This window comes from Vibrio sp. A2-1, assembly GCF_021728355.1.
Lineage (GTDB): Bacteria > Pseudomonadota > Gammaproteobacteria > Enterobacterales > Vibrionaceae > Vibrio > Vibrio splendidus_K.
Genome location: NZ_JAKKCO010000001.1, coordinates 1381073 through 1407635, shown reverse-complemented (window position 1 = coordinate 1407635; position 26563 = coordinate 1381073). Strand labels below are relative to the sequence as shown.

The following is a 26563-nucleotide window of genomic DNA, read 5'->3' as shown; positions in this document are numbered from 1 at the left end:
GTAATTATATGAAATATAAAATGAATGAATCATAAATAAAGTTCAAGAATGAACTCAATATTTCACTGAGAGGTGTCAAATGAACAGCACACTTTTTCTTACAGGCTTCGGCGTGTACGTATTATTTTTAATTTGGTTAGGCTGGTTTGTCTCGCGTAATCAAAAATCTGGCGAAGATTTCTTATTAGGTGGCCGTGGCCTACCTATGTTCTTAGTACTTGGTACAACAGTAGCGACGATGGTTGGTACGGGTTCAAGTATGGGTGCGGTTGGTTTCGGCTACGCAAATGGCTGGGCAGGTGCACTGTACGGCATTGGTGGTGCGATAGGCATCCTATTACTTGCACTTTGGTTTGCTCCGGTTCGTAAATTGAACTTCATGACCATGAGTGAAGAGCTGGCTTACTATGTTGGCGCTAACCGCATCGTGAAAAACGTTGTAGGCGTACTGATCTTTGTCGCTTCAATTGGTTGGCTGGGCGCTCACATTCTAGGTGGCGGCATGTACCTAGCGTGGATTGCTGACATCGATCTCAACCTAGCTAAAATCATTATTGCTGCGGCATTCACTATTTACGTGGTGATCGGTGGTTACACCGCGGTTGTGTGGACCGATACCATTCAAGCTATCATTCTTTTTGCTGGCTTCATCTTGATGGCGGTAATGTCAGTCGATTACATCGGCGGCATGGATAACCTTTACGCTGCGATGGACCCTGCTGCTACGAGCTTTTTAGCAATCGATAAACTGGGTCTTCTTCCAGCTGTGTCTCTGGCTGTGGTTATTGGTGTTGGTGTACTAGCTACGCCTTCATTCCGTCAACGTATCTACTCGGGTAAAGATGTATCAACCGTTCGTCGCTCATTTGTTGCATCGGGTGTGTTGTATCTTTTCTTCTCAATCATCCCTGCAATCATTGGTATGGCAGCACATGCCATTGATCCATCATTGGATAATCCGAACTACTCGTTCCCTTATGTTGCAGCAACGGTTCTTCCGGTTGGTGTTGGCATGATTGTTCTTATCGCGGGTCTTTCTGCAACCATGTCGAGCGCAAGTTCAGATGCGATAGCTGGTGTGTCTATCTTACTGCGTGATGTTTACGTGATGTTCACTGGCCGCGTACCAAACAAAGAGTCAATGGTGAACTATTCTCGCTTGGCATTGATTGTGGTGATTGGTTTTGCACTGTTGTTCGCACTGACATCAAACGACATCATTGGCTACATCACGAAAATGATTTCAACCGTAATGTCGGGCATGTTTGTGTGCGGTATGTTGGGCCGATTCTGGAAACGTTACAACTGGCAGGGTGCGCTTGCTACGCTAGCGGGTGCATCTGTGGCTTCATTTGTCGTAATGCTAAACGCAGACTACACGGCTTTCTGGGGTAACCCTGTGATTCCTTCTTGTCTAGTGGCTCTAACGGCTGGTGTGCTGGTAAGCCTATGTACTCCGGCTAATCAAGTAACACCAGAAATGGCGAAAGCAATTCTTGATGACGAGCGTGCTCTGATGGAGATGGAATTGTCAGACTCAGGTGTGCTTGAAGAAGACGCGTCTTCTCAACGTCCTGCAAATCAAACAAGCTAATCTAAAACGCTCCACAGCTAGTTAGTACAACAAATTCAGTACAACAAGCTGTGGAGTGGTTTAGCTAGCTCAGGCTCTGCTTCTCGGTAGGGCCTTCTTCCCCATTTATATCTCTATTTTAGGATCTGCTATGCCTGCATCTTCTAACTTCAATATTGCTTTCTTTGGCGAGTGCATGGTCGAAATCAGCGGCTCTCCATTAACCAAAAAATTCGGCGGTGACACGCTCAATACCGCACTTTACCTTTCTCGCTTAACTCAACATCAAAACCTCTCTGTGCACTACGCGACAGGTCTTGGCAGTGATGAACTGTCTCAAAATATGATTGATAGCTGGCAGTTAGAAGGTATTCAAACCAATTTCGTCGAACGCATCCCAAACAAGCTACCCGGCTTGTACATGGTCGAAACCGACGAGACAGGCGAGCGACACTTTCACTACTGGCGCAACGACGCGGCAGTCAAATATTACTTTCAAATCGATAACTTAAACAAGCAAGCCGACGACCTGAATAAGCTTGAAATCGCCCTGACAGAGAAGCAAGTCGATGCGGTTTACATCAGCGGTATCAGTATCGCGATTTTGGATGATGCCTCTCGCGAGCATCTATTCAAAGCCATTAGCGTGTTCTCAAACCAAGGCGGCAAGGTGATTTTTGATAACAACTATCGCCCGCAACTTTGGAGCACCGAGCAAGCTCAACATTGGTACGCCAAGTTACTGCCGCTGGTGGACATCGCCTTGATTACTGAAGACGACGATCTGCTGGTTTGGGGTAACTCAGAGAGCGTTCAACAACGCTGCCTGCGTTTGGGTTGCCAAGAGATCGTCATCAAACGTGGCTGTGAACCATGCAAGATTGTTCAAGTTGAACAGGGCAACATTGTTGAGAGTTATGTCTCAGCGACTCGTGTTTCTAACGTGGTCGACACCTGCGCGGCGGGCGATTCATTCGCCGCGGGTTATTTAGCTGCGCGTCTTACTGGCGAGAGCGCCACCGACGCAGCCGAACTTGGCCACCAACTGGCTTCCATCGTTATTCAATACTCTGGCGCAATCATCCCCGTGAGCGCTATGAGCCAACTGATTAAAAAATAAAATAAAAAGCGGAATTATTATGTCTCAAGAAATGATCAACAAACTTAAGCAATTCAAAGTTATTCCTGTTATCCAAATCAACAAGGTTGAACACGCGATTCCACTGGCAAAAGTGTTGGTAGAAAACGGCCTGCCAGTTGCTGAAGTGACATTCCGCACTGAAGCGGCAGCAGACGCGATTCGTGCGATGCGCGATGCGTACCCAGAGATGTGTATCGGTGCTGGCACAGTGTTAACGCCAGCGCAGATCGATCTTGCGAAAGAGTCGGGTAGCGAATTCATCGTAGCTCCGGGCCTGAACCCAAACACCGTAAAACGTTGCCAAGAAATCGGTATGCCAATCGTTCCGGGCGTAAACAACCCAAGCCAAGTAGAGCAAGCGTTAGAGCTTGGCCTTAACTTCTTGAAGTTATTCCCGGCAGAAGCGTCTGGCGGCATCAACATGGTGAAGTCTCTGTTAGCGCCATATGTTGATGTGTCTTTAATGCCAACGGGCGGTATCGGTAAACACAACGTGAATGACTACTTAGCAGTGGATCGCGTGATGTGCTGTGGTGGTACTTGGATGGTGTCGCCAAAGATGATCGAGAACGAGCAATGGGATGAGATTGCAGTATTGGTTCGTGAAGCGGTCGCTCTTGTTAACGAGCAATAAGCTTTTGAACTAGCGATAACAACCTTTCGAATGAGAGATAACGAGCAATAGCAGTGGCTGATGGTTCTGTTTTGTGAATCGCCTCCGAGAAACAAAACAGAACCATATTTATATAGGAAAACTAATAATGAAAAAAACTATATTATCCCTATTGATTTCAGGTTCAGTAGTGTCCCCAATGGCGTTAGCAATGGCTCCAAATACCGATCTAAATTTAATGCCGTACCCGCAAACGGTCGAGCTGCAAGCTGGACAAGTTAAGGTCGACGGTAACTTCAAGGTTTACATCAAAGGCTTTAATTCTGATCGTGTTGAATACACGGCGAAACGCTTTATTGATCGCCTTGAGCGTCAGACAGGTGTTCCGATTCTAAATTGGCAGGTGGATAGTGCAGGCGAAGCGAACCTGATCATAGATATCGACGCAGCACCAAAATCTGAAGTACAAAACATCGACTCTGTAGAGTCGTACAAAATTACCACTCAGGGTGAACAAATCACGCTGAGCTCTCCAAGCCCATACGGCACTATTCACGGCATCGAAACCCTTTTACAACTCGTCGAAACCACAGCAACTGGTTACCATATTCCTGCTGTTACGATTGTCGATGAGCCTCGTTTCCGCTGGCGTGGTGTTTCTTACGACACGTCACGTCATTTTATTGAATTCGATGTGTTGATTCGTCAGTTAGATGCGATGGCGTCGGCGAAAATGAACGTGTTCCATTGGCACTTCTGGGACGATCAAGGCATTCGCATTCAAACCGAATCATGGCCGCGTCTGTGGTCTGAAACCGCTGATGGTAATTACTACACCAAAGACCAAGTTCGCTACCTAGTTGAATACGCGCGTAACCTTGGTATTCGTGTGATTCCAGAGGTGTCTCTTCCGGGTCACTCTTCTGCGGTTGCTCACGCTTACCCACGCTTGATGTCTGGTGGTGAAGGTCAAAGCTACGAACAAGAACGTGGCTGGGGTGTGTTTGAACCGCTCATGGATCCACTGAACCCAGAAGTCTATGAGATGCTTGGTGATGTGTTTGATGAAGTGACCGAGCTGTTCCCTGATGAGTACTTCCACATTGGTGGCGATGAGCCAAATTATGCGCAGTGGAAAAACAGCGAAAAGCACCAACAGTTCATTGAAGAGAACAATATCGATGGCGAACGTGGTCTGCAGTCTTACCTCAACGTAAAAGTCGAGAAGATGCTCGAAGAGCGCGGTAAGAAGATGACGGGTTGGGATGAGATTTGGCATAAAGATCTGCCGACTTCGATCGTGATTCAAAGCTGGCAAGGGCACGACAGCATTGGCCGTGCGGCGAAAGAGGGCTACCCAGGTATTCTTTCTACGGGTTACTACCTAGATCAACCTCAGCCGACTAGCTACCATTATCGCAATGACCCAATGCCAAGCGGTATCACTGTTGACGATAAGCTGCACAGTGGCGAAAAATTCGTGACGTATCAATGGGAAAAGCCACGTTCAAAAGGCGGCCCACGTAAGGGAACACTGACCATCATTGAAGCGAAAGACGGTACTTTCCGTGCCTTCAGTGATTACAACGGTAAGTCTCGCGAAGAGATCTTTATCCTTGATTATGTGCCGGGCAAAACCTTTGTTGGCCACTTCGATAACTTCATGTCGTACACCGAGTTCAACTTAAACCTAAATCTAAAGGGTTTTGCAGAAAGCAGTTATCAACTGGTGGGTAACGTGCGCTGGCCAACCACTGGTGAAGTGATTGCGAGCAGTGATGTTGAAGGCAGCGTGATTCCTGAACCGAATGGTGGTTACCCAGCAGAATTAACGGATAAAGAAAAAGAGCTTATCTTGGGCGGCGAGATCACCATGTGGCTAGAGAACAAAGACAGCCTCACGGTCGAAAACTACCTATGGCCACGCAGCTATGCAATTGCAGAACGTTTCTGGTCTGATGCGGAATTGACGGACGAGCGCAGCATGTACAAGCGCATGAAAGCGATGGATACATGGTCTGAAGTGTCGGTTGGCCTACGTCATCATGCGGACGCTGACATGCTGTTAAAACGTATTACCAAAGGGCAGGATATTCACGACCTGCGCGTGCTTGCCAAGTACACCGAGCCAGCACAGTACTACGCGCGCAACTGGGAGAAGTGGAATTCGACTGAACCTAAGGGCACTTTATACAGCCAATACGAGCGCCTAAACCGCTTTGTTGATGCGCTACCAGTGGAAAGCTACGCCGTGTATGAGATGCAAGATTTGGTCAACGACGTTGCGACGGGTAATCAACAAGCGCTTGAGCAACTTGCTGAGCATTATCAGAAAGCAAAATCGGCTGCACTAGCGGCTAAAACTGTCTTCGCTGGCAACGTATCTTCGGTAGAGACTGTGGTTGTCGCAGAGAAAACGGCGGAAGTCGCAGACTTGGCGTTAACCTTGATTGCTAAAGCACAAGCGGGTGAAAAAGTTAGAGCATCAGATGCGAATGCCTACCAAGCGATACTGTCTGATTCAGCGAAGATCTACGACGAATCGATCATCGCGATTGTTCGTCCGACAGAGCTACTGTTGAAGCAGTTAGCTGAGTAAGCCGTTAACGGATTAGCGAATAAGTCACACGCCAACAAGTGAATCAAAACCGCCCTCTGTGGGCGGTTTTTTAGTTCTAGCTTCTCAACCAGGTGGGAATTCTAAACTCTATGTAAGCGGCTACTTATAATCACTATCACTATCAATATTCTGTAGCGTTAACGTGAATGTCATGCCTTGGTCTGGGTTGTTCTTCGCTATCAAGGTACCTTGCATATCCCGAACATTGTTTGCTGTTATAGCCAGCCCGAGTCCTAAGCCTTCGCCCATCTTTTTGTTGGTATGGAAGGGTTCGAAAATGGTTTCGAGTTGGTCTTCTGACACGCCACAGCCATTATCTTGCACCTTGATGATCACACGTTGTTGATCGGTATGTGCGCTGATAACAATGGTCGCGGGTGTTTGATTCTGCGTAGCGTCCACAGCATTTCTGATTAGGTTGCCAAGCACTTGACGAAGTCGCGCCTCTTCTCCCATCACCATCGAAATATTAGAAGCAACACGCACGCGAATATCGATTTTGTCTAATTCGGCTTGGTGAATTCGTAGGGTTTCTTGCAGTGCGTCAGTCAGTGAAACTGGATAGGGCTTCTCAAGTCTTTTAAATGCGAACGACTTCAATTGACTGGTCATGTTGGCCATTCTGTCGATGAGGCTCATCACTAAGTCCATGTTCGCTTTCAACATCTTGGTCTCGCCTCTTTCCATCAGTAGTTGATTACTTGAAAGCAGGGTTTTTAGACCAGTAAGCGGTTGATTGAGCTCATGAGTGATCGCACTCGACATCCGCCCTAGTGCGGCAAGTTTGCTTGATTCAACCAGTTCTTGTTGTGCGTCTTTCAGGTCTTGTGTTCGCTCTTCTACACGTAGTTGAAGCGTTTTATTAGCATTTTGCACTGCAATTTCTGCTTTTTTGCGCTTACTAATATCGATCACGGTACACAGATAATAAGTGGTCGCATGCCAAGGAAAGGCACTTATAGAGAACAGTACCGGAAAGTAGCTACCATCGCTGCGCCTTGCCATGGTTTCGACGCTGGTTATTTCGGCCAGTTCTTGGTGTTGATCTAGGTTCTGAAGCAATTGCAAGGTGGTTGAATTTGGATTGCCTGCCTCAAATAACTGCCAAGCTTTGATGTTACTGATCATTGAATCGGATAGTGAGAAGTAGTTCTTGGCCATGAGGTTAATATCATGGATATGACCATGTTTGTCGATCAGCACTAGCCCAACGTGCGTTTTATTGATCATCCCAGACAGACGCTTTTCCGACTCTTCGATGAGTTTTTGTATTCGTAAATTGCTGAGCTTTTTCTGACGTCTTTGATAAAGAATAACCAGCAATAACAGAATGAACAGACAACCTACCGCGACGCTCCAACTTATCCAACTTGTGGTTTGGTTGAGGCTGGTTAACGGCGTTAGGTAGGTTAAGCGCCAATTGAGGTCGTCTAACTTTATGGATTGAATAAGGTAATCTTTATCTTTCAGTCGCCATACTCGAATGTGGGTTTGGTCATATAGCTCACGCTTTGTAGCGAGCGGTTGTGAAGTGAAATTTTCATTGAACCAATCTGCATTCAATCGGTGATCACTCGATAGAAAAAACTGATCGCGAGGGTTTTGAAACAAGATGGCTTCACCATCGGCAAACCATTGGTCGATCAGTAATGATAAATCAATTTGTACTGCAACAATGCCTACCACATCGGATGCTCGATAAACGGGTGCAGCAATAAAATAATCGGGTGTGACGCCTTTATTTTTGGTTACTAGGGAGATCGCACCGCCTTGCTGGTGGATCTTGGACACAATAGTGCTGGCGCTTTTTTTACTGAGTTTGTTCCTTTCTACGCTAGAAACAAGCAAATCACCGTTTGCGGAAAGTAGATACCATCCTTTGGTGTTAGCCGCTTTGTCTAACTGAATCAGCTGTTTTTTAATGTGTTTTTGGAGGCGAATGTCACCATCAATAAAACGCACGCTGGTTTCATCGTTCGTCACGAGATAAGGCAAATAGTAAAAACGTTTGAGCGTGCGTCTTGCTTCGGCAATGTATCCAAGGAAGCGCTGTTCTGCGTAACGCTGAGCTTGTTCTAGCTTCCATTGGCTTATGCCACTTTTGGTGGTTACCTGAACTAAACCAATCAATAAACAGGCAAACAGGAACAACCAATATCGATTTTTGTTAACCATTCTTGATTAAATCCTTTTTAAATTATTGAGTTGAAAAGCTGCGTTTTATTACCACATGGAAGGTTGAATCTGGAACAAATTGAAGCTAGCAAACATTATAAAACTGTTAAAGGAGTGTTATTCAAAGTGGGAGCTAGCTCCTTTTAGTCTGCGGCTTTTTTACATACCGTGGTCGATATTATTTAGGTGTAAGCGATGGGAAGAGATCATGCAACGTATTGCTTTGATTGAAGATGACGCAATTGTGCGTCAAGCAACCAGCCAATGGTTGCAGTTGGCAGGCTTCGATGTCACCGCATTTGAGGTTGGACAAGACGCGTTAGATGCGGTCGTGGAAGGTGATTTTCAGACCATCATTAGCGATGTGCGCTTACCTGATATTGATGGTGTTGAACTGTTAAGTCGCTTTAAAGATTTGGTGCCAGAAGTACCTGTTATCTTGATCACCGGACATGGTGATGTCGATATGGCCGTTAAGGCATTACAGCAAGGCGCGTATGATTTTATAGAAAAGCCGTTCGATCCAGAGCGTTTGTCTCAAACGGTATCGGAAGCGGTAGATAAACATCAAAGTGGTCAAGATAGGATAAATCGTCAAAGCTATTTGGATAACCTGAAGGGCATTGAACAAGTTCTGATTGGCCGCAGCAGAGTGATGTGTGCATTACGAGAACAAATACAAAAAGTCGCTTCAATTGATACCAACGTGATCATTTATGGTGAAACTGGCTGTGGGAAAGAGCTCGTTGCCTCTTGTTTACATAAATTTAGTCAGCGTAAACCTCATCCTTTTGTGCCACTAAACTGTGGTGCGATTCCAGAGAATCTATTTGAAAGCGAGCTGTTTGGTCATGAAGCCGGGGCATTTACTGGTGCTGCTAAACGACGCATTGGTAAGCTTGAATTTGCCGACAAAGGTACGGTCTTTCTTGACGAAATAGAAAGTATGCCGTTGTCGATGCAAGTCAAAGTGCTACGTACTTTACAAGACAATGTTGTTGAGCGTGTCGGTGGTAATCAACAGCAACATGTTGATTTAAGAATAGTTTCAGCTTCGAAATGCGACCTTTTAAATCATCCGGACTTTCGCCAAGATCTTTTCTATCGTTTGAACGTTGCTCAACTGCATTTACCTCCCCTTAGTGAACGAGAAGACGATGCTCTTATCCTTTTTGAACACTTCACTCAAGAAGCGAACAGCGAAACCCGAGCGGCCAGTGAAGCCGATCGCTATGCCTTGTTGTCGTATGCATGGCCGGGCAATGTGCGTGAACTGCGTAATGTTGCGATTCGTTTTGCGCTGGATGAAAGCCTGACCGTTGGTGATATTTTGGCGTGTCGTCCTAATTCTGTCACAGAGTCCACAACGGCAGGCATCCCGTTGGCGGTTCAAGTGCAGAGCTTTGAACGGAAAGTGATTCATGATGCCTTAGTTCGTTATCAAGGTCGCATCAATGATGTTATGCAAGACTTGGATTTACCTCGTCGAACATTGAACCAAAAGATGGTGCGTTATGCGTTGAATCGAAGTGACTACGTCGATTCTCAATGATCGGTTTGACAGTCGTGTTTATTGGATATTGATGAGCAATAAATGGCTCATCGTATATTTATCACTTTATAAACATTGATCACATAAATATAACATGATGTGACCTGACCACCTTTAAGGGGATGTTAACTGCGGCTTTGGATAAGCAAAAAATAGCTTACTCATTAGTAGTGAAATAAGCAAAAAATGGCTTACTTTAGGTGGGTTTTAAAATAAATTTCAATAAAAACAGTATTTTAAAAATTGGCATTGTGCTTGCTATCTAGTGATTGTTGTTAACAAAAATATAACGTGAATAACCCTACATGGAGAGTAACAATGAAATACAACAAGCTAGTTAAAACTTTAGCGATAGCAATGGCTTCTCTTGGCCTTATCAGTAATGCGTCAGCTGAAGAGGATCGCAGCTATATTTTAGCGACGGCCTCAACGGGTGGTACTTACTATCCGGTAGGTGTGGCCTTAGCGACATTGAGTAAAGTTAAGCTTGCGCCTAAGCAGCACTTTTCTTTAGCGGCTATTAGCTCTGCGGGCTCGGGTGAGAACGTAAAGTTGTTGAACGAGAACGAAGCTCAGTTCGCCATTCTACAAGGTTTGTATGGTGCTTGGGCTTGGCAGGGTTTGGGGCCATATGAGAAATCTGGCAGACAAACTCAACTGCGTTCAGTTTCCATGTTATGGCAAAACGTAGAACACTTTATTGTGCGTTCAGATCTAGCAAAAACAGGTACGGTAAGCGATCTAGAGAACCTAAACGGTAAGAAATTCTCTATCGGTAAGAAGAACTCTGGGACTGAAAACTCAGGTCGTCAAATCATGCAAGGCTTATCCGTGGACCCAGAACAATTTAAACTCGCCTTTATGGGTTACGGTGGCAGTGCGAGCGCATTACAAAATGGCACAATTGATGGTATGAACACGCCTGCTGGTGTTCCTGTTGGTGCGGTGACGCAAGCCTTTGCAGCACTGGGTGAAGATATTCAAATCTTGTCGTTTACCGATGCACAAATCAAACAAGCGAATGGTGATTACAATATTTGGACCAAGTATGAGATCCCAGCAAACACTTATCCAGGTGTCGATAAACCAATTACTACGATTGCCCAACCTAACTTCCTAGCGGTTCGTGAAGACATTTCTGAAGAAGATGTGTATCAATTGACCAAAGCTATCTATGAAAACCTACCTTTCCTACAAGGTATCCACAAAGCAACCAAAGCAATGGCACTTGAGAAAGGGATCGCAGGCCTTCCTGTTCCGCTTCACCCAGGTGCTGCTCGTTACTATAAAGAAGTGGGCATAGAAATCCCTTCTGAGTTGATCGTCGACTAACCCTTTGTCTTCGATTAGCCATTTATCTTTAACTCGCTATTTGGCGTGAACTGAATATTCGCGTTAATTAATTGCTTGGTGCGTTTTCATCTGTTTCGGCTACTTTGTCTGATTTGACCGTCTCCGACTCGTTCGATTATTTGAAGTGAAAACGCACCACCTTACTTTATGGATTTTCTCTGCGCGTTTGGCTGTGGAGAGCAGGAGTTTTCTATGAGCGATTCGCTGCAGCAGGAACTGAAAAAATTCGAATTGCCTACCCGAACAGATTTCCCTTGGGTAGGCAAAGCAATAACGACAATGGGAGTGATACTCTCCCTCCTACATATTTGGTTTAATACCTTATCTACCTTGCCAGAGCTTTGGGTTTCGGCGACGCATTTTGCTGGTTTCGCAATCATTTGCGCACTTTGGTATCCCGCCCATGTCTCGCTTAAAAAAAGCAAAATAGCATTAGCTATCGATATTGGGATTGCCTTGGCTGCTTTAGCTTGCCTTATCTATATTCCCTTTGCCGAAGATGCGTTGTATGACCGAGGCGTAAAATTTATCGCTAGTGATTGGTTTTTCTCGATCTTGGCGATTGCCATCGTCATTGAGCTGATTAGACGCACTATGGGCTGGTTCATTCCAGTGCTTATCTTAGTGTGTTTAAGTTATGTAGTGCTTTGGGGACAATGGACCAGCGGTATTTTTCATTTTCCGGGTTTAAGCCTTGAGACGTTACTTTATCGAAGCTTTTATTCATCAGAAGGGATGTTTGGTTCGATCTCAAGAATCAGTTGGACCTTCGTGTTCATGTTCATCCTATTTGGCGCATTTTTAGTTCGATCTGGTGTCGGCGACTACATTATTGATGTATCCCGTGCCGCGGCGGGCAAAGTGATTGGTGGCCCTGGTTTCATTGCCGTTATTGGCTCCGGCTTGATGGGCTCTGTCTCCGGATCGAGCGTAGCAAACACAGTATCGACGGGCGTGATCAGTATTCCCTTGATGCAAAAGGCAGGTTTCCCTTCGCGTTTCGCGGCAGGTGTTGAAGCGGCTGCATCTACTGGCGGGCAGCTGATGCCACCTGTGATGGGTGCGGGCGCGTTCATCATGGCCTCTTACACGCAGATCCCTTATGTCGATATTATTGCGGTTTCCTTTGTTCCTGCGCTTATCTACTTTTTGTCTGTGGCCTTTTTCGTACGTATTGAAGCGAAGCGTAGTGGTGTACAAAAGGTGACCTCTGGCTGTGAACCTTTGTTAAAGGTATTGCTGTCGGGTTGGCACAACCTGATCCCATTGGCCGTGTTAGTGACTTTGCTCGTTCAAGGCTTTACGCCGACTTACGCTGCGGGTATTTCGATTCTTTCTGTGGTGGTGGCATCATGGTTCTCTAAAAATCACAAAATGGGACCGAAAGCGATCATTGAAGCTTTGTCTCAAGGCGCAAAAAACATGGCGACAACGGCTGTGTTATTAGTTGGTATTGGTCTAGTTGTTAATGTCATTAGCACTACGGGAATTGGTAACACCTTCTCTTTGATGATCAACAGTTGGGCGAATGGCGAGTTACTGGTGATGATTGCGTTGATCGCACTGGCATCTTTGATTCTGGGTATGGGGTTACCAGTAACGGCGGCTTATATTGTGTTGGGAACATTGTCTGCTCCTGCCTTGTATAAATTGATTGCTGAAAGTCAGCTGCTCGACTTGTTAGTGTCAGGGCAGCTTCCTGAGCAAGCTAAAGCCATCTTTATGTTGGCTGCGCCAGATAAGCTTGATCTATTGAACGCACCGATGGCGTTGGAAACGGCGAAAGAGATGATTGCGTTGGTTCCTGCTGATTTTGTGGAAACTCTGCTTGAACAGAGCCTTGGCTTAGAAGCAATCAGCCTCGCACTGCTTTCGGCTCACTTAATTATTTTCTGGTTATCGCAAGACAGCAACGTGACTCCGCCTGTTTGTTTAACTGCATTTGCGGCTGCAACCATTGCTAAAACACCCCCGATGAGAACGGGCTTAATGGCATGGAAGATCGCCAAAGGCTTGTATTTAGTACCATTGTTGATTGCCTACACTAACTTGGTAAGTTGGGATGTGACCTCCGTTTTAGTCACGGGTGGCTTTGCTGTTATTGGTACTTACGCGTTTATCGCGGCGATTGAAGGTTATCTAGAGAGCGAAGTTAATATTATTACTCGAGTAGTGTTGGTTGCGATAGGTATAGCTCTAGTATGGCCTGATGTTTCAGTCGTGATCCGTTTGGTATGTGTTGCCATTTTTGTTGGCATCTTTATCTACAGCGGTCGTAAATACGATGCTAATCAAGTGAAAAAGGAATCAGAAAGTGAGGAAAAAAAGTCACCTCAAACCGGGTCTAACACTGTCGCGTCTTCCCTATAATTAAAGGATTGAATGTAGGAATATTATGAACTCAACATACGACTATATTATCGTTGGTGGTGGCATTGTTGGTGTGTCGACGGCATGGCAATTACAGCAAGCTCACCCTGATAAAAGTATCCTTTTAGTCGAAAAGGAGCGTGGCTTCGCGCAGCACCAAACTGGCCACAACAGCGGTGTGATTCACGCGGGTGTTTACTACGCTCCAGGCAGTTTAAAGGCCGATTTTTGTAAGCGTGGCGTAGAGCGAACTATCGCCTTTTGCAGCCAACACGATATCCCAGTCGAAAACTGCGGTAAGCTGTTGGTCGCGACCAATGAGCAGGAAGTCGAGCGCATGAATGCGCTCTATCAACGTTGTCATGATAACGACATTGATGTCGATTTGTTGGACCAAGCGCAACTGAAACTTGCCGAGCCTAACATCACGGGCTTGGGCGCGATTTATGTCAAAACCACCAGCATCGTCGACTACAAAAAAGTCACCGAAGTAATGGCTCAAGAGTTTGTTGAGGCGGGCGGCAAGCTCAGTCTAGGCACAGAAGTGATCATGGCGGATGAGCAAGAAGATGAAGTGCAGTTAACGTGCAAAGTAGATGGTCAAACTCTACAACTGAACAGCCGATTCTTGATCACTTGCTCTGGTTTGATGGCCGACAGAATGACCAGTATGCTTGGCATTGAAACCGACTTCCAAATCGTCCCTTATCGCGGTGAATATTATCAGTTGGACGCCAAACACAACCAAGTGGTGAATCACCTTATCTATCCGATCCCTGACCCAGAACTGCCTTTCTTGGGCGTGCATTTAACACGCATGATTGATGGCTCCGTAACAGTAGGGCCAAATGCAGTGCAAGGCTGGAAGCGAGAAGGTTATGGCAAGCTTAACTTTAGTTTCAAGGACACTTGGCAGATGCTGAGCTTTGCGGGCTTTTGGAAAGTGACTGCGAATAATCTGAAAACCGGTTTGGTCGAGCTTAAGAACTCGTGGTGGAAACCGGGCTATTTAAAGTTAGTGAACAAATATTGCCCGAGCATTACGGTATCAGATTTCAAACCTTACCCAGCAGGCATTCGTGCCCAAGCGGTACTCAAAGATGGCACTTTGGTTCATGACTTCCTGTTTGCAGAAAGCCCAAGAAGCTTGCATGTGTGTAATGCGCCATCGCCTGCAGCGACTTCTGCGATGCCGATTGGCGAATACATTTGTGGCAAGGTGATGAAAAAGACGGCTTGTGATAACTGAAGATCATTGATCGAACTTTTCTCCGAAGATAATAAAAAATCCGTCAGCTCCATTCTATTTAGGATCGAACTCGCGGATTTTTAGTTTTAGCCGTGTTTGCTCGAGTTAGTTGCTAGCAACTAAACTTAAAGCTAATCAGGAACGAAGGTTGCGACGATGGTGACATCGTTAAAGTTACGATAACCATGCACCATGATGTTGAATTCACCGGCTGGTTTGTTCAATACACACTGTTCGTTGCTGCTATTTTGGTATGGACGACAATCGTAGCTCGCTTTCGATACAGTGCCATCGTGTTTCACGTAAAGGTCGGCATCGCCACTTCGAGGGCCGGTTAATGTTACCGTTAGCTGACCTGCACTTTGAGTCGTAAATGTGAAGAACTGCTCTTCACCATATCCTGCAGTAAGTCCTTCAACAGGCACGCCATTTTGCAGCTCTTTAGGGTCTGCAACGGGTGAATCAAGGCTGGTTTCGACAAGGTAAGCAATGGCCAGTTTGGCGAACTTGGTCGCGTGTGTCGCCGTAGGATCTGAGTTCTCAAGCGTGTCGTGCTGGGTATGAATACTTGGGTTGTAATCATTGAACATGCTCTCGAATGGCATGGCAGCTGGGTAGCCAACATTGTGCCAAGAGGCGTGGTCAGAACAGGCATAGCCGCAATCATCGAAACCGTAACTGATGTCGCTAGCGTAAGTGTCGATCAGCTCGCTCAAGTAGGCGGTTAAGTTACTGTCGGTATAGTCCGTGATGAAGGTGATATCGTGCGCTGAACCGTTGTAGTTGGTCATGTCTAATTGCAACACCGACACAACGTTTGCTTGCTCGTCTCTTAAAGCGTTAGCGACATCTTGTGAACCACGCAGTCCTACTTCTTCTGCAGCATAGCCATAGAACTTGATGGTTTTGTCTGGCTGAATGCCACTGGCGATCATCAGGCGAAGCGACTCTGTTACCGTTGCAATGCCAGACGCATCATCATCGGCTCCCGGTGAGATGGTGCCTTCGCTTGTCCAAGATCCAACGGTCGAATCAAGGTGTCCGCCAACAACGACGATCTCTTCAGGATATTTAGCGCCAAGCAGTGTCACTTCAACGGATTTTTGTGGATATTCGGCATGCGTGATCTGGCGTGCAGATGCGTACGGTACATCTTTAATCTCGGTTTCCCAACGCTCTAAAAGCCAATTTGAAGCAGCGACACCTGTAGAAGTAGTATAAAAACGGTTGGTGAAGTTGGTTAGATTTTCAATGGTCGTGACCATGTTGTTCGGCTCGACCTGAGCGAGTAGATCGTTCACTGTGTCTTGATGGCTGATCACCGGCTTTTCGAAGGTGTTCATTGTCAGTGGCATCGCTGCGGCTTTGAGTGCACTTGCTTTGTCTTCGTGCACCATGTAGCCACCACAACGGTGAGTTTCTTCATGCATGTGGCTGGATAGTTTCGCCAGCTCTTTCTGGTTGATTTTCGCGACGATGGAATGCTTGTTTCCAGTCACGCTTGGATAAACCGTTGCGCCATGCTGAGTCATTATATGCTGTGCGTCAGCATCGGTGGTGATCCAAACCTCTTCGTTCGCTGGTGGTGTGATGCCTAGGGATGCGTAAGCCGAAGTACTGTTGATTAAGGCTAAAGAGCCTCCGAGTACAGCCAAAGCTAGCATGCTTTTTTGAATAGCCATTTGTCGTCCTTTTTATGGTGAGTATTGTTATGTTGATGGGTGTGAATTTTGTTTAGTGCGTGGATGTTTTTGTGTAGATGTTTCATTTTCTAAACAGATAACCGCGAAAAGGGCCCCTTTCGGAGCCCTGAATTTACTATCGATTACTGTGTTTTAATGAAACGGTAGTGCTTGGTTTCTGAACAGATATCGCTTGAGGTACACACTTGGTACTCCACATCCACTGTGCCGTTGTGACGGAACTTGTCGACATATGAGTTGAAGTCTGTAGCACCAACATTCTTGCCATTACGTTTAATCACGAAGTAGTCATTGGTGTCGTAATCCCATGCCAGCTTAACGCGAGCTTTGCCATTCGGGTTTTTGTTACCAAACTTCAGTTTTAGTGGGAAGCCTTCCGCTGAGTCACCTTCAATCGTGATCGACTTGCTTGTTGATGTTGCAACACCTGCATCGTCAGTCACGGTTAGAGTCACCACGTAGTCGCCAGCTTCAGCGTAGGTATAACGAGTCACTTCACCGGTTTGTGTGTTGCCATCGCCAAGGTTCCATTGGTAAGAGACGATCTGACCATCGCTATCCGAACTTGTGCTGCGCAGTTCGACTTCTTTGCCGACAATGGTGTGTTCGAAAGAAGAAACTGGCGGTACGTTAGCATTGCCTGATTCGTACGATGCTTTCAGATTTGCACCTGCGTAATCTGAGTAACCCAGAATGTTCACCGTGTAGCGACCAGCTGTTGGGTTTTCAATCACACATACTTCATCGGTTACGCTTTCACTCTTACAAATATTCTCTTGAGAGCTTGGCGCATAATCTAGACCGACATACATATCCGGATCACCAGTAGAGACAGCAAGATCAATCGTTAGCTTGTCTTGGCCTTCTGGTACTTCGATATCGAAGTAAGTTTTTGAGCCGGTTTCACCAGCAACCGCAGCTTCAACACCGTTTTCAAGGCGTTGATATTCCGGTTCTGGCGGCAGTGGTGGCTCTGCACATGGGGTAACACCTACGAGAGCGAACGCAGACACAACGTCATCGGCATTGTAACCAAGGTCGGTTGCTGAGTTTTTCACACCACAAGCTCCTTGCCAAAAATTACTGTTTTCAGACCAGTAGATTTGATTGGATAGTACGAAAAGCTCGAATGCTTTTTTTGTATCCCAACCTTGCGTGGTTGCAAGATGATAGAAGGCCTTGTTGAACACCCCAGAGCTGTAGTGCACATTCAAGCCATCGTAGTATTCAGATGCGTTGTTGATTGAAGAACCATCTCGTGATGGATCGTCCATGTAACGCAGAGCGCCGTCGCCTTTAAAGATATTACGGCCGACCATCCAGTCGTTGGTGCCTTTCATGTAGTATTCTGCCGCTTCACCTGCCATATCAGAGAAAGCTTCGTTCATACCACCGGATTGGTTAGCGTAAATCAAACCTGAGTTTTGTTCTGTGAAACCGTGGCTCACTTCATGCGCTGACACGTCTAGGCTAACAAGTGGATAGAAGAAGCTTTCACCATCGCCAAAGGTCATTGCCTTGCCATCCCAGAATGCGTTCTCGTAGTTGTTACCGTAGTGAACACGCATCATGAGTTTGAAAGAGAGTGGTGCAGTGTCGAACCAGTTCTTATACATGTCGAACACAATGTTACCGAAGTAGTGCGCATCGTTGAGTGGAGAGAAGGCTCCGTTCACTTCTTTATGTTCGTTACGAGGACATTCGTAGCTATAAGTGGTCTCGCCGTCTGTCGCGCCATTTAGGTCAACGGTGACAACATTTTCCGACTCCATGACACACTCTGTGCCATTTTCTACCACATCAAGGTAGTGGTAGTCGGTACCGTACTCGTACATGCCTGTTTTTTCGTTACCACCAGGGCCTGTACCGATCTGTGCGTGAGCAATACCTTCCCAGCGGTCGATAACTTCGCCAGTGTGCGCGTCTAGCATGGTGAATGGTCGAGTCGGCTGTTCGCTGCCTTCAACGAGATAAGAGATAACGTAGACTAGGCGTGTTTTATCTGCCCCTTGTGTACCAATGCCTTGTTTATCAGCTCCTTGCTTAGATGCGCCCTGATAAATAAACAGCTCATGTTGTACGTTGTCTAGAGATTTGCTGGTTAAGCCCTGAACCTTAAGATCTTTACTCGCAAGCTCAACTGCTTGAGAGCTGTTGATCGATGGTTTAACAAAAGATCGCTCTAGGGTCGTCGTTTTAAGGTAGTTGCCTTGAACAGACTTAAGTGCGCCACCTTGTACACTTTGGGTGGCATTTAGGTAATGCCCCCAAACGGGTGTTCCCCAGATGTTTTGTTGGATCTTAACTTTGTAGATACCACGCTTTTTGAGGTTAACTTCCTTTACCATCTTAAAGCTAGAGGCGTTACTGACGCCTAACTGAGTGTTCAACCCAGAAAAGCTAGTAAAGTTGATCGGTTGATCGATGCTAACTGATTCACTTGCATGTACTGATAAAGACATAGCACTGGCTATAGCAACGGCAACTAAACGCTTTTTCATTTTCATTGTTATTTTCTCTTTCCATGTAAAATCCATGAAAACGTAACAAAATTATCACAACGAATTTACATCATTCGATCTAATTAATTAGTAGCATGGCAATGATCTCTTTTATTCATGAAACTTATATTTCTCGTATTTACAGATAGTTATCGTTTCTGTTTATTTTTGAACGCACTCATAGGTTTTATTTATAAAATCATGACAATTTTATTAGGTGTTATTTTTTGTTGGAAATTAAGATTTCTAGGTAAATTGATCTGTGCCTCAATTAGCGGGCTCTGGGTTGATAGAAGGATCAACGATTTGGAAGCGTCATTTTGAGCGAAAGACTATTAAGCGAGTTTAAAGGCAATTTTGATAAGAAATTGACGATTTTTGGGCTTATTTTCTGAGTTGTTAGTTACAAGAGAGTTAGCCAAATGGGGCTTTATTTGGCACAGAGCACAAAAACGGCTGGATGAAAAAAGCCAGCGACGGGTCACTGGCTTAGATTAACTTAGTTTGTGCAGGTTACTGATTAAAGGTACGTAACTAATACACTTAGCTATGGTTTGCGACTAAAGCGAATTACTGCTTTTTACCGCCAACTTGAACATATTCAATACCAATAATACGGTTGATAACACCCAAAACAGAGGTAGTATCAGAATTTGTTGATGTAACGGTATCGACGGTTGCGCCTTCAGGAACCAATTCCATTGCACGATCTTGAGTGTTGCCTGGAACTTGGAAGCCTACAATGTTGAAGCTCTCAGCGTGCGCTGTGTAAACTTCTTCATTGTGGTTAATACCTGAGCAACCTGCTAAAGAGACAATGCCTAAAACAACTAATAACTTTTTCATAAAAATACCTTAAGAATGATTGGAATCGAGATGGCAAGCCACAAAAGCAGTGTCGTGATTATCAAGATTCAATAAGTTCATGGGAGACAGCATCTCCCGACCGATGTTGAACATTATTCCAGAGGTGTTTTGTAGTTACTGTATGGGTTTGTCAGTTGAATCATTACACAGCTGAATGGTAATGGTGAATACCGCACCCTTTAAGGCTTGGCTCTGACCTACCTCCACGCTAGCGCCGTGTTGAGCACAGATCTTCTCGACGATAGACAGCCCTAAACCATGACCGCTCTTGGCTTTGTTACGCGCTTTGTCGCCAACGTAAAACGGTTCAAACAGGCGAGCTTGATGCTCCTTTGCCACACCATCACCGTCATCGTGTACCGCGATCTGTAGCTGATCTTGATGCACGGTCGCTGCAATCGACACTTGTGAGCGTGCGAATTTCATTGCGTTACGCACTAGGTTATCTAGTGCTCGGTTAAGTAGTGTTTCATCCGCCATTATTGAGCTAGGTTGCTCTGGTAGCGATAGGTCGATGTTGAGCTGAGTGTCTTTGTTCCAACGCGCCATTGCGTGGTCGAGAAAATCTCGAATCTCTAATGGTTTTTGTAAGTTTTCTAGGTCAGTGCTATCGAGTTTGGCGTAATACAATAGCTCATCAACCATTTTTTCCATTTCTTCCGTGTCTTCGACAATACTCTCAATCGTTCTCTCTTGATCGTCGTTAAGTTGGGTGTCTTTGAGCATTTCAGCTTGCCATTGGATACGGAATATCGGCGTGCGCAGTTCATGAGCGACGGCATTAGTGAGTGAGCGATTACTCTCAATCAAGCGGTGAATTCGGTCGGCCATTAGGTTGAAGGATTTGTTCAGTGAACCAATAGCAATGCCGCTTGAAGTCTCGGCTCGCGAGGAGAGATCCCCTTCAGCAAAACGCAGAGTGGCAGATTCAAGCTTTTTAACTCGGCGGAAGATGATTAACAGGTGGCATAAGCCGTACAAGATAAAGCTTGCTAAAAAGAACAACCAAATGAGGTCATCCTCTAGCTCTATCTTTTGCCTAACGAACGCTTCACTGTTGGGTAGGTAGTGATAGGTATCGTCACTGCTGGCTAATCGAAACCATAGGTCACGTTCATCATCGTGAAAGATAAAGGTATTTGGGTTGGTACTGAAAAATTCTGAAACTGGGCCTGGTATTTCATCGTCTGGGCTGAATGTGACCAGTTTATTTCGTGTGGTTTCTACAAACTGGTTTATCGCTTGATGAGCGGCTTCAAGACCTTGATTCTTAGCGATGTTTTCTATCAGTTGCTGGTGGGCCGTCGCTTCGTAATCTTGCAGTACATATTCGTAGTCGGTGTTGAGCTGATAGACACAGATCTCGTAGGCGACAAGGCCGGTCATAAAGCAAACTAATAGCCCTAACAAGGACTCCAAATAGATACGTCGCATAATTGATCTCTTTCATTACGCTCGTATTGAGCGAGGTTAGTGCCAGGCGGTTGAAACAAACAAATAGCCTTTACCGCGAATGGTCTGAATTTTCTCTGCTGGTGCGTGATCGTCGCCAAGAATCTTTCTTAGGCGCACCACTTTGTTATCAATGGTTCGATCAATCCCGTCGTACTCAATCCCGCGCAGTGTTTGCGTCAAATAGTCACGTGATAATGGCGTATCAGGGTTACTCGCTAATAACCAAAGTAGGTCAAATTCACTGTCAGTGAGTGATAAAACGGCACCTGAAAGTTCACACTTCTTATAGGTGTTTTTCAGAACGAGTTGATCGAACTGAAGGTTTTCTGAGTCATCGACTGAAGCTGTGTTGGCGTCTTGGCGGCGTAATAGCGAACGAACTCTGGCCAGCAGAACTCTTGGTTTGATTGGCTTGGTGACATAGTCATCAGCCCCTGTCTCTAAACCCGCGACGTGATCAAAGTCGTCATCGCTAGCGGTGAGCATCAAGATTTTACCTTTATAGTGCGTACGCGTCTGTCGGCAGATTGTAAGCCCATCAGTTACAGGAAGCATTAAATCCAACAACACGATGTCAGGTTGTTCGGCAAGGATAGTTTTCGCAGCATCACTACCGTCATCTAGTGTGGTGACATCAAAATCCTGCGTGACAAAGTAGTCCTGCAGCATTTTCTGAAGTTTTAAATCGTCTTCCACGATGATCATTTTAGGTTTTGTCATTCCATTATCAGCCTTGTCGTGCGTTTCAATCATTGAGATTACGTGAGGGAGCCTTATCTAGTGATTAGCTATTGTGGCATCTCCAATTTGCATGTTTTACGTAAAATACCTGACATGAATGATTAAACACTTTCCACGCCAGTTCAATGATGATTTTACATTAATGGGAGAATAAAAAACAATGTTCAAAAAACCAATACATACTCTTACATTCGCACGACAGATAGATTAACCATTTATCAATAGAATTACCCCATCAAACATTTGGGGAATAATTGTATGAACGACTATCGAAATGCATTACTGGCGTTGCCTTTGGTTCTTTTAGCTGGGTGTAACTCAAGCTCCAACTCAGGTAAAGCGGCGACTAAAGCACAAGTCAAACCTAAGGCCGATTACGTGTTTTCATCAGCTAAGCTTGGCGAGTTGTATCAAGAGCGACAAGAGGTCCAAGAGTCAATGGAGCTGACTTACGATGGTGTGCAGTATGAAACTATTCTGTTTGCGGAAGACATTAGTGATAAGCAAAAAGTGGTGAGGCTTGCGGATAGTTTAGGTCAAAGCGTTGACCTGTATTTTCCTGATGCAGGGTTTGATAGCTGTGGTATCTACACAGAGAGCAAGGGTTTGGACGTGTTTGATTGCAGCTCCGCGTTACGCTCTGTTTCTAATGAGACCACGTTAATCCAAACAACAGCGAACAGTGCAAAAGCCGTTAAGCTTGAATACCACAATGAGTTGTCGCAATACATGACTAGTCTTGGTTCGACGATTTTGAGCAACACTAAAAGTGGGAACAAGGTAACGATAACCACCTCGTTTGCCTTCAACGCTTTTTACCGAGATGTGCTTAAAGAGACTGGCGCTGTTGAGCGCATTAATTCGACTCTGGGTGCATCAACCTATTCTCAGCTTTTTGATATCGTAAAGTTATACCGAGGCAGTGAGATGACATTGAAGTTCACTAACCACATCGGTGGCAGTGCCGACGACGATATCAATATGTACACTGGGCGCATGATTAAGAACAACAAGATGACGACAATCGTGACCCCAACGGGTTCGGTTTTCTCGGGTGGTACGGATCTATTTGCTGCTGGTAATCCACGTATCTTACAGCGCTCTAACACCAAGCAGGCCATTGAATTAAACAAACAAATCGGCGTGCACAGTTGGGGGACGGGCGATAAGACAGCAAAAGATTTCCCGTATACTGAGGAGAGCCACCGTAAGCAAGCGACGTATTTTAAGAAGGTGATGGGAGATACAGGGATTGATTTTTACATCTTCACTTTAGACTCTGCGCCATCTGATGGTGAACACTGGGTGACTAAGACCGATTCAGATAAATACGGCTTCATCACTCGCATTGAGTAGCTTAAGCTCGGATTAAAATTAGAAACGACTTGAAAGGGTTGGTGATGACGTTGTTGTCACCAACCCTTTGAGCATCTGTTGTTTAGTGTACTGGCATATTGAGTCGTCGAGTACCGATGTTCGTTGGTGAATAAATTCTTCATTTAACACTCATGTAACAATTAATTCCCGCAGATCGTGTGATAAGAATGTGTAATCACGGCACTTTTTTATCGATAGAATTTATTATCCGCAGCCTTACTGGTCGGTAGGTTTCGATAATCTAACGATGTAAGGAGCATGTGAATGACTAATAAGGACGATCATTTATGCAGTTACTGGCAGGCACTCTGACCCACTACGCTAACCCTCAAGCACGCCCTGAATTGGAATACTCGAGCGAGCAGCGTGACATTTTAAGTGTCGCGAACTCACAACAGGCGATTAAAGATATTTCTCAATGGCCAGGCTACTCTGTTACTCCTTTGCATGAGCTGAATGCTATCTCTGCTGAGATCGGCGTAAACAAGTTTTGGTACAAAGATGAATCGCAGCGTTTTGGCCTGAAGAGTTTTAAAGCACTAGGCGGCGCTTATGCCGTTGCTCGTCAGCTTCAGATTGAAATCGCCAATCGCTATGGGAAGAATCCGACCATTAGTGAGTTGCTCAACGGGGAATGGAAATCAGAAGTTGCTGAAATCGTTGTCAGCTGTGCAACTGACGGAAACCATGGTCGCTCCGTCGCATGGGGCGCACAAATGTTTGGTTGTGGTTGTGTTATCTACATTCACCGTGACGTATCGGAAGGCCGCAAGCAAGCGATGGAAGCGTTCGGTGCAGAAGTGGTACGCATTACTGGTAACTACGATGAATCCGTTCGTTTGGCCGACTCAGAAGCTAAAGCGCAAAATCGCGTGATTGTTTCGGACACCTCTTACGAAGGCTACATGGAAATCCCTAAAGACGTTGCTTTAGGTTACACCGTGATGTTGGCAGAAATTGTTGAGCAATTGGATGGCGAGATTCCAACCCATGTCTTTGTGCAAGGGGGAGTGGGTGGTTTGGCATCTGCTGTCTGTGGTTACTTCTGGGATCTATGGGGCGTCGATCGTCCACGTTTTGTAATCGTAGAACCTGAGCAGGCTAACTGCTTACAGAAGAGTGCTCAAGCGGGTAAACCGATTGTGGTTACGGGCGACTTAGAAACGTTGATGGCAGGACTTGCCTGTGGTGAAGTTTCAAGCTTGGCGTGGACGATTCTACAAAACGGCGCGGATGATTTTATGACGTTGAGCGAAGAAGCTATTCCGCAAGCGATGCGCATGTTGGCAAGTGGCGAAAAAACGGAAGTAGCGATAGAGGGCGGGGAATCTGCAGTTCCTGGATTTGCCGCAGCGATCATCGCCAAGCAAGATCCGAACTTCGCTGAAAAATTGAATTTGACTCAAGGCAGTCGAGTGTTGGTTATTGGTACTGAAGGGGCAACCGACCCCGATCTCTACCAACAGATCATCGACAATAAAATCTAATAGCGAAAAGTACATAGCTAGCAGCTAACAGTTAATAGTTAATAGTTAATAGCTAATAGCTAATCGCGAACAACGAATAATAAAGTAAGCCCCAAGGTTGGCGGTATGTAAGGTTTCTTCATACCGTCTTTTTTTCCTCTCTTTTTTGACTTCATTTCACGACACGCCTTGCTTTCTAATCGCGCTGCTCATCAATTGGAATCGTCAGCCCCACCTTGACGTTATCCATCACCACATTGGTTTGAAAGCTCTTGATATTGGCATTGTCGAAGAAGGCTTCACGAGTAAAGTTGTCGTAACCCTCCATATCCGCTGCCGTAACAATCATGATGAAATCTGAACTACCGGTCACGTAATAGCATTGCTGTACTGAGCGGTTCGAACTCATCTCTTTTTTGAAATTGTGCATTAAATCCACACGCTCACGCTCTAGCGTTACCTGAACGATAAACGTCATTCCATGGCCGACTGCTTTTGGGTTGATAACAGAGACATCAGCTTGAATGACACCTTGCGCTCTCATGCGTTTTAAACGGCGCTGAACAGCAGCAGGAGAGAGCCCGACCTTTTCTGCAATCTTGTCTGAGGTAGCTCTGTTTGAGTCTTGTACGATGTTGAGGATCTTCTTGTCGAAACTGTCGACCACCAATGCAGGTTGCTGTGTCATACCCATACTTCCCAATATCTGTTTGTAAATTAATTGTTTCTTTTGAACCAGTGTGTGATCGAGTTAAAGGTATTTAGCCTTAACATTTAGACCTCAATGAGCGAGAACAAAAAACCACTATAACGCAGAAAAAATGCGGAATTTCTGCACAACAAGGTAATCATTTAATGATAATCCTTAAAGTTATCGGTGCATTATTAATCTTGTGAACGAAATGTAAAGATCAAATCGACAGAGTTTGAAAATTATATGAAACATGTTGTTAACATCCTTTGGGCGATGTTAACTCTCGCTCAAGGAGTTGGAAAGTATGAAATCTGCAACCGCTACTTTACAGTTTGAATTAGAAAAATTGGCACCAGCAGGACGCGTCGGTGTGATTGCGTTAGCGACAGATTTCAATATTGAGCGTGATTTAAACGCGTTGTATCCAAACGATGTGCAATCGTTCACCAGTCGCCTGAGAAACTACAATCCATTGACGATAGAAAACCTGCGTAAGATGGAACCGGGAATCGCCGCTTGTGCCGATACCATCCTACCGGGCACCGAATTGGATGTGGTGATTTACGCTTGCACCTCCGGCACCATAGCGATTGGCAGCGAGCGAATTACCCAGCTCATTCATCAGTCTCGCCCAAACGCTGCGGTAACGAATCCGGTGACCGCTGCCTTATCGGCTTTCGACAGTTTTAAAGCCAAGCGCATCTCGGTATTAACGCCTTATACCGAAGCCGTGAATCAAGACGTGGCTGCATTTTTTGAGTCGCAAGGCATTGAAGTGTTGAGCATCGCAGGGTTTGGTTTTGAAGATGACACCGCAATGACGTTCATTTCTCCAATGGACATCAAACAAGCCGCGATACAAGTCTGTGACCCTGAAGCGGATCTTCTGTTTATCTCTTGCACGGCATTGCGAGCAGCATCGGTGATTGAATCCATTGAAGCGGAATTAGATAAGCCCGTTGTCAGCAGCAATCAGGTGTTGGCTTGGCACTCGCTTCAGTTGATGAACTACCCCATACCCATTAAAGGGTTTGGTGCACTGCTAGAGCACCATCTCCAACCATCCTCTGATAATTGCCGAAGGTCGCAGTCGTTGTAACGACCTTTGATTAA

At 45.5% G+C, this 26563-nt stretch carries 18 protein-coding genes; 11 read left to right on the top strand and 7 right to left on the bottom strand.

What is annotated here, in order from left to right:
- Positions 1 to 79 precede the first annotated feature (79 nt).
- The 4 genes from L3V33_RS05895 (at position 80) to L3V33_RS05880 (ending at position 5926) form a co-directional block, all read left to right on the top strand.
- Positions 80 to 1594, top strand: a complete 1515-nt coding sequence (locus tag L3V33_RS05895; RefSeq protein ID WP_237289934.1) for a sodium:solute symporter family protein — start codon at positions 80 to 82, stop codon at positions 1592 to 1594.
- 130 nt (positions 1595 to 1724) lie between these two features.
- Entirely contained in the window at positions 1725 to 2693 is a 969-nt protein-coding gene (locus L3V33_RS05890; RefSeq protein WP_237289932.1) for a sugar kinase, read from the top strand.
- Positions 2694 to 2712: 19 nt separating this feature from the next.
- Complete coding sequence (locus tag L3V33_RS05885) at positions 2713 to 3348, top strand: bifunctional 4-hydroxy-2-oxoglutarate aldolase/2-dehydro-3-deoxy-phosphogluconate aldolase (protein ID WP_237289930.1); 636 nt, start codon at positions 2713 to 2715, stop codon at positions 3346 to 3348.
- Positions 3349 to 3475: 127 nt separating this feature from the next.
- Positions 3476 to 5926, top strand: coding sequence for a family 20 glycosylhydrolase (locus L3V33_RS05880; RefSeq protein ID WP_237289928.1), 2451 nt, complete (start codon positions 3476 to 3478; stop codon positions 5924 to 5926).
- 120 nt (positions 5927 to 6046) lie between these two features.
- On the opposite strand, the gene L3V33_RS05875 is transcribed toward L3V33_RS05880, so the two are convergent.
- Entirely contained in the window at positions 6047 to 8122 is a 2076-nt protein-coding gene (locus L3V33_RS05875) for an ATP-binding protein (RefSeq protein WP_237289919.1), read from the bottom strand.
- Between the two features lie 208 nt (positions 8123 to 8330).
- Between L3V33_RS05875 and L3V33_RS05870 the strand changes: the two genes are divergently transcribed.
- The 4 genes from L3V33_RS05870 (at position 8331) to lhgO (ending at position 14646) form a co-directional block, all read left to right on the top strand.
- On the top strand, positions 8331 to 9674 hold the full coding sequence (locus tag L3V33_RS05870) for a sigma-54 dependent transcriptional regulator (protein WP_145563432.1): 1344 nt from the start codon (positions 8331 to 8333) through the stop codon (positions 9672 to 9674).
- A gap of 318 nt (positions 9675 to 9992) precedes the next feature.
- On the top strand, positions 9993 to 11006 hold the full coding sequence (locus L3V33_RS05865; RefSeq protein WP_010432072.1) for a TAXI family TRAP transporter solute-binding subunit: 1014 nt from the start codon (positions 9993 to 9995) through the stop codon (positions 11004 to 11006).
- 213 nt (positions 11007 to 11219) lie between these two features.
- Positions 11220 to 13397: a TRAP transporter permease gene (locus L3V33_RS05860; protein ID WP_237289917.1), complete on the top strand. Its 2178-nt coding sequence runs from the start codon at positions 11220 to 11222 to the stop codon at positions 13395 to 13397.
- A gap of 25 nt (positions 13398 to 13422) precedes the next feature.
- On the top strand, positions 13423 to 14646 hold the full coding sequence (gene lhgO / locus L3V33_RS05855; protein WP_237289915.1) for an L-2-hydroxyglutarate oxidase: 1224 nt from the start codon (positions 13423 to 13425) through the stop codon (positions 14644 to 14646).
- A 131-nt stretch (positions 14647 to 14777) separates the two neighbouring features.
- Here the strand turns inward: lhgO and L3V33_RS05850 are convergent, their stop codons facing one another.
- The 5 genes from L3V33_RS05850 to L3V33_RS05830 all read right to left on the bottom strand — a co-directional run bounded on the left by L3V33_RS05850 (position 14778) and on the right by L3V33_RS05830 (position 21892).
- Positions 14778 to 16328 carry a M28 family metallopeptidase gene (locus L3V33_RS05850; RefSeq protein WP_237289912.1) on the bottom strand — a complete coding sequence of 517 codons (1551 nt, stop codon included), beginning with the start codon at positions 16326 to 16328 and terminating at the stop codon, positions 14778 to 14780.
- A gap of 143 nt (positions 16329 to 16471) precedes the next feature.
- The gene (locus tag L3V33_RS05845) at positions 16472 to 18856 is read right to left on the bottom strand and encodes a M4 family metallopeptidase (protein WP_237289910.1); all 2385 of its coding nucleotides are present in this window, start codon (positions 18854 to 18856) and stop codon (positions 16472 to 16474) included.
- A gap of 564 nt (positions 18857 to 19420) precedes the next feature.
- Positions 19421 to 19696 carry a hypothetical protein gene (locus L3V33_RS05840; RefSeq protein WP_004732471.1) on the bottom strand — a complete coding sequence of 92 codons (276 nt, stop codon included), beginning with the start codon at positions 19694 to 19696 and terminating at the stop codon, positions 19421 to 19423.
- Positions 19697 to 19831: 135 nt separating this feature from the next.
- A complete protein-coding gene (locus L3V33_RS05835) occupies positions 19832 to 21151 on the bottom strand; it encodes an ATP-binding protein (RefSeq protein ID WP_017095807.1) in 1320 nt (439 codons plus the stop codon).
- 36 nt (positions 21152 to 21187) lie between these two features.
- A complete protein-coding gene (locus tag L3V33_RS05830) occupies positions 21188 to 21892 on the bottom strand; it encodes a response regulator (RefSeq protein ID WP_237289892.1) in 705 nt (234 codons plus the stop codon).
- Positions 21893 to 22171: 279 nt separating this feature from the next.
- Here L3V33_RS05830 and L3V33_RS05825 point away from each other — a divergent pair, with 279 nt between their 5' ends.
- Both L3V33_RS05825 and L3V33_RS05820 read left to right on the top strand, forming a co-directional pair.
- Positions 22172 to 23269 carry an alpha/beta hydrolase gene (locus L3V33_RS05825; RefSeq protein WP_102562648.1) on the top strand — a complete coding sequence of 366 codons (1098 nt, stop codon included), beginning with the start codon at positions 22172 to 22174 and terminating at the stop codon, positions 23267 to 23269.
- A 308-nt stretch (positions 23270 to 23577) separates the two neighbouring features.
- Positions 23578 to 24777: a diaminopropionate ammonia-lyase gene (locus tag L3V33_RS05820; protein WP_237289890.1), complete on the top strand. Its 1200-nt coding sequence runs from the start codon at positions 23578 to 23580 to the stop codon at positions 24775 to 24777.
- A gap of 175 nt (positions 24778 to 24952) precedes the next feature.
- Here the strand turns inward: L3V33_RS05820 and L3V33_RS05815 are convergent, their stop codons facing one another.
- Positions 24953 to 25444 carry an Lrp/AsnC family transcriptional regulator gene (locus L3V33_RS05815; protein ID WP_004732456.1) on the bottom strand — a complete coding sequence of 164 codons (492 nt, stop codon included), beginning with the start codon at positions 25442 to 25444 and terminating at the stop codon, positions 24953 to 24955.
- 310 nt (positions 25445 to 25754) lie between these two features.
- On the opposite strand from L3V33_RS05815, the gene L3V33_RS05810 reads away from it, so the two are divergent.
- The gene (locus tag L3V33_RS05810; protein ID WP_237289879.1) at positions 25755 to 26549 is read left to right on the top strand and encodes an Asp/Glu racemase; all 795 of its coding nucleotides are present in this window, start codon (positions 25755 to 25757) and stop codon (positions 26547 to 26549) included.
- Positions 26550 to 26563 lie beyond the last annotated feature (14 nt).